The sequence below is a fragment of the Dellaglioa sp. CoH-56-MRSF-11 genome (assembly GCF_056782135.1).
Genome location: NZ_JBXAYE010000013.1, coordinates 1 through 1690, shown reverse-complemented (window position 1 = coordinate 1690; position 1690 = coordinate 1). Strand labels below are relative to the sequence as shown.

Genomic DNA, 1690 nt, shown 5'->3' with positions numbered 1-1690 from the left:
TGTAATAATCCCTTTATGGTTGTCAGATGAAATAATATAATTTCATCCGATAATCATGGAGGGATTTTTGTATGTCCAGAGCCAAGTATTCAGCATTAGAAAAATTAACGTTTATCGAAGAATTTAGAAAGTCCGGAATGCCGAGAAGAACTTTTGCCCGAGAATACGGTATTAATAAAGATCTATTCAAACGTTGGGTCGATCGCTATGACCGCGATGGTATTGAAGGTTTACAGGAAGCGCGCCACAATAATCACTATTCAAAAGCGCTGAAATTAGAAGCGGTATTAACTTATCTAACGGGTCAATATTCACAAGCAGATGTTGCACTTAAGTTTGGTTTACGATCACAAAAACAACTATTAGACTGGGTTTCCAAGTATAATGAGGATAAAACGGTGACGGCGTCACCGTCCAAAAGGCAGGTTCCCATTATGAGTCGTAAAACTTCTTTTGAAGAACGCGTTTCAATTGTTGAATATATTACCAAAGATAAACATAGTTATAATGAAACTGCGGAACACTTCGGTGTCTCTTATCAACAAGCCCGTTCATGGGTTCTTAAGGCACGACAAGGTGGTTATGAATCACTAATCGATAATCGTGGTCACCGTAAAGATCAATCAGAACTAACAGATTTAGATAAAGCGAATCTACGGATTCACGAGTTAGAAAGCCAAATCGAAGATCAAAAATTATATGCGGCCTTTATAAAAAAATGGCAGGAACTTCAGCGCAAGGGGTGAATAAGCAAAGACGACTGGCATATCACGCGATTAAGAATGTTAGTCAAGAAAAGCATGGTGCGATAACAAAACTTATAAAAATGGTTGGCGTTAGCCGTCAGGCTTACTACAAAGGGTTAAAAAGACAAGAAACAGTTTGGGAGACACGTAATAAACAACTTAAAGAGCGAACCCAATACTGGTTTGATTTCAATCTACAAGGGATTGGTACTGGAAACATGTTGGTAAATTTACAAGCTGACACATCAATTAATTTTCCCATTACTTTCAAACAGGTTCGACGAGTTATGCGAGAACTAGGTATTCGATGTTTAGTACATCCGAAGAAGCATAATCGTGTGAAACAATCAGAACAATATATCCAAGATAATCTTCTTAATCAAAATTTTAGTGTGAGTAGACCTAACCAAGTTTGGTTGGCCGATTCAACAGAGCTTTCATATGGCATAAATGGCGAATATAAAATTCGGTTAAGTGGTGTTTTAGATCTTTATGGTCGGCGACTTTTAGCCTATAATCTAAGTCCTACAGAAACTAGTGAAGCAGAAATCCAGGTATTTCAGCAGGCCTTTTCAGGTGCTGGTAGTGTACACCCCATGGTGCACACCGATCGCGGTTCAGCTTATACCTCAAAACTATTTAATCGTTCTCTTGATCGATATGAAGTAACTAGAAGTATGTCCCGACCAGGAACGCCATACGATAACGCTCCAATGGAGCGTTGGTGGAATGAATTTAAAAATCGATGGATGGCACGTCAGCCACTGCCAAAGACCTATCAAGAACTTATGAAATTGGTTGAAGCAGGAATTGAATATTTTAATCATTACAATCGCTCAACACAAAGAAATGGCCTTACCCCAGATGAATACTGGGATAAAGCCATTTAGAAACATATTAAATTTTATATTATTTCATCCGTCAACTTGACAGGGCCTAGTACA

Annotated in this window: 2 protein-coding genes; both read left to right on the top strand. The window is 38.3% G+C overall.

Going from position 1 to position 1690, the window contains the following annotated elements:
* The first annotated feature begins 71 nt into the window (after positions 1–71).
* Complete coding sequence (locus AC1RPT_RS07585; protein WP_481761994.1) at positions 72–746, top strand: transposase; 675 nt, start codon at positions 72–74, stop codon at positions 744–746.
* Positions 719–1636 carry an IS3 family transposase gene (locus AC1RPT_RS07580; RefSeq protein WP_481761993.1) on the top strand — a complete coding sequence of 306 codons (918 nt, stop codon included), beginning with the start codon at positions 719–721 and terminating at the stop codon, positions 1634–1636. The genes AC1RPT_RS07585 and AC1RPT_RS07580 overlap by 28 nt, the downstream gene beginning before the upstream one ends.
* Positions 1637–1690 lie beyond the last annotated feature (54 nt).

What these genes read in the sequence shown, in the direction of transcription:
- AC1RPT_RS07585 (WP_481761994.1), top strand. Translation starts at nt 72, where the DNA reads ATGTCCAGAGCCAAGTATTCAGCATTAGAAAAATTAACGTTTATCGAA.
- AC1RPT_RS07580 (WP_481761993.1), top strand. Translation starts at nt 719, where the DNA reads ATGGCAGGAACTTCAGCGCAAGGGGTGAATAAGCAAAGACGACTGGCA.